This is a genomic window from Candidatus Eisenbacteria bacterium (assembly GCA_016867495.1).
Classification (GTDB): Bacteria; Eisenbacteria; RBG-16-71-46; order CAIMUX01; family VGJL01; genus VGJL01.
The window spans coordinates 1-5,879 of record VGJL01000161.1; the positions used below are offsets into that span (position 1 = coordinate 1).

Below are 5,879 nucleotides of genomic sequence, written 5' to 3' on the forward strand. Positions count from 1 at the left end.
CCGGGACCAATCCGAACAGACGATCCGGACCATCCGCCAGCATGGCCTGGATGTCCTGATCGTGGTCGGGGGGGATGGGAGCCTCTCCATCGCCAACGAGCTTGCCGCGCTGGGCGTCCGGGTGATCGGCGTGCCCAAGACGATCGACAACGACCTCGCAGCCACCGATGTCACATTCGGTTTCGACTCCGCGCTGGCCATCGCGACCGAAGCGGTCGACAGGCTTCACACGACGGCGATGAGCCACCAGCGGGTGATGGTCCTCGAGGTGATGGGTCGCTACGCGGGATGGATCGCGCTCGAATCCGGCCTGGCGGGGGGCGGCGACGTGATCCTGATTCCCGAGATCCCTTTCGACATCGAGAAGGTCGCCGAGGCGATCAGAGAGAGGGGCTACAAGGGGCGCTCCTTCGCGATCGTCGTCGTCGCGGAGGGAGCGAAGCCGATCGGCGGAGAGCTGATCGTGCGGCGACGGATCGAAGAGTCCACCGACCCTCTCAGGTTGGGCGGAATCGGAAACTGGGTGGCCGCCCAGCTCGAGGCGCGGCTCGAGATGGAAACGCGGGCGACGGTCCTGGGGCACCTCCAGCGCGGCGGGATCCCGACCCCGTTCGACCGGGTTCTCGGGACGCGCTTCGGCGTCCACGCGGTTCGCGCGGCCGTGGCGGGGGAGTCGAGCGTGATGGTCGCGCTGCGCGGGCGCGAGATTGTGACGGTCCCGCTGACCGAGGCGGTCGCCCATCTGCGACTTGTCGATCCCGCAGGCGAACTGGTGCGCGCCTCTCGAAGCGTCGGGACGACCTTTGGCGACTAGATGCAAGCAGGCCGGTCCGGCCCGCGTTGACACCGGAGGGGCCGCGCCCTAGCTTCAAGAACGTGACCCGAGCGTCACCCCTCCACCGCGCTGAACGCGGGTCGATCCTCGGGGGGCGCAAGAGGCAAAGGGTGAGGAGGAGCGTGTGCGCGAGATCCGCCCGATTCCGTCCCTCTCGCTTCTCGGGGCGCTCATCCTCGTCGCTCTGGCTCCCTGCGCTTCGATCCCCTGCCTCGATCGCCTCGCGAGCGGCGGCGAGGCCCGCGCATCCACATGGCGAGAACCTCCGGTCGCGAGGAATCAGGAGCGCCCCCGGTTCCTGTTCGATGCCGGCGCGATCTGGGGGCTCGGCGGACCCGCGCTCGAGATCGTCGTCGAGATTCCATATCCCGAGCTGATGTTCCGGCTGGAGGATGGCGCTTACCGCGCCGCCTTCGACCTGATCGTCGTGCTGCGCCAGGGGAAGCGCCAGATCGGAGGGGACCTCTGGCACGAATCGATCGCCGCGCGCTCCCAGGCGGAGACTCGTTCCCGTTCGAGCATCTACCGGCGGAGGTTGATCCTGCCCGCCCGGCCCGGGGAGATCGACGTCGAGGTCACGGTCAGCGAGACCGCGTCCGGGAACGAGGGGCGCGTGCGCCAGCGGATCGACGTGCGTGATCTCAAGAAAGATGAGGTGCGGATCGAGAAGATCTGGTTCGAGCGATGCCCGACCGATTCCGCTTCCTCGCCGCGGGCGGGACCGGTGGAGACGATCGTCTCCCGCCGCTTCGGCTCCTCCGCGGGACCGGTCTGCGTGCGCTCGTCGGCGAGAATGCGCGGGATCGACCCGGAGGCGGGCCTCAGGGCTTCCTGGAAGGTGGTCGGGGCGAGAAGAGAGGCGATCCTCCAGGGGGACCTGACGCCCGCCTCGATCGGCGACAGCGTCCCTCTCTCCTTCCGGCTTCCCCTCGAGACGCTCTGGCTGGGGGGATACGAGCTTCTGATCGACATCGAGATCGCAAGGAAGAAGGCGACGCGGCTCGTCGCCTTCGAGATGGACGAAACGATGGTCAGCCTCGATCACAACCCTGAGGAGAGCATCGCGCTCATCCGCTACATCGCCTCCGTGGAGGAGATCGCGCTCCTCGAGGACGCCGATCCGGCCGTGAGGGGCAAGGCCTGGGATGAGTTCTGGAGAAAGCGCGACCCGACGCCCGGCACCGATGTCAACGAGTTCAAGGAGGAGTTCTTCCACCGGGTGAGGTATGCGAACGAGAACTTCAGCAGCCTCGGCCCCGGATGGAGAACCGACCGCGGCATGATCTACATCCAGTACGGTCCGCCGGATCAGGTCGAGAGTTTCCCCCACAACATCGACGGTCCGCCTTACGAGATCTGGACCTACTACGCAGAGAGCAAACGCTTCGTCTTCGTGGACTACGACGGTTTCGGGCGCTACGAGCTCCACACGCCGGGCCGTTTTCGCTGAGATGAAGTCGCGGCGGGCGGAATGCAGGATCGTCGCCGTCCCGGTCCTGGAGTTGCGACGGCGCCCGGATCACCGCTCCGAGTGCGTGACGGAGTGTCTCATGGGCTCTCGTCTCCTCGTCGAGCGTTCCTCGCTGGACGGCCGGTGGCTCCACGTCCTCGCCCCGGATGGGTACCGAGCCTGGGCGCGCAGCTGGGGCACCGCGCCCTCCGGATCCCCCTGGGGCGCGCGCGAGAGAGCTTGCCGCGCGGTTCGAGCCGCCTTCTCCCATGTTCACGCGGGACCGGATGCGGACAGCGCCATCGTCACGCCGGTGGCGATGGGTTGCAGGATCGTCCTCGCAGGTCGTCGGGCGGGAGATTGGCGGCCCGTGATCCTGCCCGATGGCCGGGAGGGATGGATCCCTGAAGCCGACACGGAGGTGGATGGGAGGGGGATGGCCAGCCTGTTCTGGTCCCCGCCGGTCAGGGGAATGCCCAGGCTCGGCCCGAGGAGCTTCGCGAGGGCCCGTCTTCGCAGGGTCATCGAGCGGGCGCGGCAACTGATCGGCACGCCCTATCGGTGGGGAGGCGCGTCGGCCTGGGGGCTCGATTGCTCGGGGTTCGTGCGCCTCGTCTTCGGTCTCGAGGGGATCGCGCTGCCGAGGGATGCGAGGGATCAGGCGAGCGCCCTCGCGCGGTGGCTGGCCACGACCGACCGCGGCGGCCTCCGAACGGGCGACCTGGTCTTCTTCGGGCGCTCGATGGAAGCGATCGATCACGTTGGATTGGTCGTGGAGGGGGGGCGGGGGAGAGTCCTGCACGCGAGCGGGAGTGTCCGCCTCTCGAGCCTCGATGAAGGCGACCCTCTCTTCGAGCCGGCGCTCCTCGCCAGGGTCCGGGCCGTCGCCCGCCCGCCGTGGTCCGGTCGGAAGAAGTACTCTGGAAGCAGTCTAAAGACGCCGAAGAGGCGAGAAGAGGGAAGTTGACAGCGGAAGGGTTCAAGACTAGATTGTGAAGTAGATCACAACAGTCCACGGAGCGCCAACTCGGTGTGGGGAGGTGGGTGATGGAGGTTCCGTCGGCGGTGCTTCGTGACCTGGTGGCTGAAGCCACCGGGCAAAGAGCCTTTCGTTGCTATCAGTGCGGGAACTGCTCGGCCGGTTGCCCGATGGCCGGCAAGGGCGACATGCTTCCGCATCTCGTCTTCAGGCTCCTTCAGCTCGGCGACGATTCTCCCGTGCGATCGATCCAGCCCTGGCTCTGCGTCGGATGCCAGACCTGCGCGGTGAGATGCCCGCAGGACCTCGATCTATCGCTCGTGATGGACGCGCTTCGCGCCGAGGCGATGCGCAGGGGAACAGTCCCCGACGAGGCGAAGAGGATCGCCGCCTTCAACAAGATCTTCCTTGAACAGATCCTCGACGGAGGGCGGTTGAGCGAAGTCCAGCTCGGCGCCATCTACAATCTGCGCACGCTCGCGCCGTTCCAGAATCTCACATCCGTGCCCGCGCTCCTCCGCAGGGGGAAGATCCGCATCGGAGGCAAGGCGGTGCGCGGTCCGGGCGCCGCCCGCCGCGGCGGGGGGAAGCCATGAGCGCCTATGCCTACTTTCCGGGCTGCTCGCTCCACGCGACCGCGAGGGAGTATGACGAGTCGATCCGCGCCGTCGCGGACGCTCTCAAGATCGGCCTGAATGAGATCGAGGACTGGTGCTGCTGCGGAGCGACGCCCGCCCACGCCCTCGATCCGCGCTCGGCCCAGATCCTCGGCCTCTGGAACCTCGCGCACGCCTCGAAGGGCCAGGCCGGCCCGGTGCTGACCGGCTGCGCCTCCTGCTTCTCCCGCCTCCGCGCCGTCAAGAACGAGATCCAGGAGAGGGAGGAGCACATCCGCGGGGCGCGCGAGGCCTTGGGCCTCGACATCGATCCGCGGCTCGAGATCCTCCACGTTGCGCAGGTTCTGGCGGGGGAGGAGATCCGCGAGGAGATCAAGGCCCGCCTCTCACATCCCCTCAAGGGTCTCAGGGTGGCCTGCTACTACGGCTGCTTGTTGACGCGCCCGCGGGGCGCGGGGGCGGTAGACGATGTGGAAGCGCCGCGCATTCTGGAGGATCTCGTCGAACTGGTCGGGGCCGAGGCGGTCGATTGGCCGCTACGCCTCGACTGTTGCGGAGCATCGATGGCGATGCCCCGGCCCGATCTTGTCCGGGAGCTCTCCGGGAAGATCCTCATGATGGCGCACGAGCGGGGGGCGAAGGTCCTCATGGTCGCCTGTCCCCTCTGCCACTCGAATCTCGACTTCCAGCAGGAGGCGATCCTGCGCGAGTTGGGCCAGTCGTTCCGGATCCCCGTGCTCTACCTGACACAGCTCGTCGGGCTAGCGCTGGGGATCGATCCGGGCCGTCTGGGGCTGGGGCGTCACTTCGTGCCTGTTCCCGTGCGGGAGCTGGTGCCGGCGGAGGGTGCAAGCTGTGTCTAGGATCGGCGTCTTCGTCTGCCACTGCGGAGAGAACATCGGCCGCACCGTCGACTGCGCGCGCGTCGCCGAGGCGGTCCGCAGCCTTCCTGGGGTCCGGCACTCGGTCGACTACAAGTACATGTGCTCCGATCCGGGGCAGAACATGATCCGCCAGGCGATTCAGGAGCAGAAGCTCGACGGCGTCGTGGTGGCCGCCTGCAGCCCCGCGATGCACGAGCCGACCTTCCGCCGGGCCGCCGCGAACGAGGGGTTGAATCCATTCCGGTGCGAGATGGTGAACGCCCGCGAGCACTGCTCTTGGGTCCACGAGAATCGGGAAGAGGCGACCGAGAAGGCGATCGACCTTGTCCGGATGATGATCGAGAAGGTCAAGCGCAACGAGAACCTCTATCCGATCCAGGTTCCGATCACGCGCCGGGCGCTCGTCGTGGGGGGCGGGATCGCCGGGATCCAGGCGGCCCTCGATCTGGCGAACGCCGGAATCTCGACAGTCCTCGTAGAGAAGGAGCCCTCGATCGGCGGCCACATGAGCCAGCTCTCCGAGACCTTCCCCACGCTCGACTGCTCGCAGTGCATCCTCACGCCCCGCATGGTCGAGGTTGCGCAGCACCCGCTGATCACGTTGCACACCTACTCCGAGGTCGAGAAGGTCGACGGTTATATTGGCAACTTCAAGGTGACGGTCCGCAAGAGGGCGCGTTACGTCGATATGTCGAAGTGCACGGGCTGCGGCGTCTGCCAGCAGAAGTGCCCGCAGAAGAAGATCCCATCGACCTTCGACGCGGGACTCGGGATGCGCCCCGCGATCTACGTTCCCTTCCCGCAGGCTGTGCCCAACAAGCCTGTGATCGATCGCGACAACTGCACCTACTTCAAGAACGGGAAGTGCGGCGTTTGCAAGAAGCTCTGCGGCCCGCAGGCCATCGATTTCGAGCAGGTCGACGAGCTGGTTGTGGAGCAGGTCGGAGCTGTCATCCTGGCGACGGGCTACTCGCTCTACGACATAGGCGTCCAACAGGAGTCCCTGCGCGGCTATCCGGAGTACGGCGGCGGGAAGATCGCGGACGTGATCGATGGGCTCCAGTTCGAGAGGCTCGCCTCCGCGTCGGGCCCCACGGGAGGGGAGATCCGCCGG

The 5,879-nt window shown here is 67.1% G+C and carries 6 protein-coding genes; all 6 read left to right on the forward strand.

What is annotated here, in order from left to right:
• Positions 1 to 814: ATP-dependent 6-phosphofructokinase (locus FJY88_11210; GenBank protein MBM3287902.1), on the forward strand; the 814-nt coding region annotated here is incomplete at its 5' end.
• A gap of 1,036 nt (positions 815 to 1,850) precedes the next feature.
• Positions 1,851 to 2,285: a GWxTD domain-containing protein gene (locus FJY88_11215; protein ID MBM3287903.1), complete on the forward strand. Its 435-nt coding sequence runs from the start codon at positions 1,851 to 1,853 to the stop codon at positions 2,283 to 2,285.
• A 1-nt stretch (position 2,286) separates the two neighbouring features.
• Positions 2,287 to 3,252, forward strand: a complete 966-nt coding sequence (locus tag FJY88_11220) for an NlpC/P60 family protein (protein MBM3287904.1) — start codon at positions 2,287 to 2,289, stop codon at positions 3,250 to 3,252.
• Between the two features lie 80 nt (positions 3,253 to 3,332).
• The gene (locus FJY88_11225) at positions 3,333 to 3,860 is read left to right on the forward strand and encodes a heterodisulfide reductase subunit C (GenBank protein MBM3287905.1); all 528 of its coding nucleotides are present in this window, start codon (positions 3,333 to 3,335) and stop codon (positions 3,858 to 3,860) included.
• Positions 3,857 to 4,744 carry a heterodisulfide reductase subunit B gene (locus FJY88_11230; GenBank protein ID MBM3287906.1) on the forward strand — a complete coding sequence of 296 codons (888 nt, stop codon included), beginning with the start codon at positions 3,857 to 3,859 and terminating at the stop codon, positions 4,742 to 4,744. The genes FJY88_11225 and FJY88_11230 overlap by 4 nt, the downstream gene beginning before the upstream one ends.
• Positions 4,737 to 5,879, forward strand: a 1,143-nt coding sequence (locus tag FJY88_11235; GenBank protein ID MBM3287907.1) for a CoB--CoM heterodisulfide reductase iron-sulfur subunit A family protein, incomplete at its 3' end; no start/stop codon positions are given. The genes FJY88_11230 and FJY88_11235, both read left to right, overlap by 8 nt.

Excerpts from the sequence above, each read along its gene's own strand:
- FJY88_11215 (MBM3287903.1), top strand. The coding sequence starts at position 1,851 with ATGGACGAAACGATGGTCAGCCTCGATCACAACCCTGAGGAGAGCATC.
- FJY88_11220 (MBM3287904.1), top strand. The coding sequence starts at position 2,287 with ATGAAGTCGCGGCGGGCGGAATGCAGGATCGTCGCCGTCCCGGTCCTG.
- FJY88_11225 (MBM3287905.1), top strand. The coding sequence starts at position 3,333 with ATGGAGGTTCCGTCGGCGGTGCTTCGTGACCTGGTGGCTGAAGCCACC.
- FJY88_11230 (MBM3287906.1), top strand. The coding sequence starts at position 3,857 with ATGAGCGCCTATGCCTACTTTCCGGGCTGCTCGCTCCACGCGACCGCG.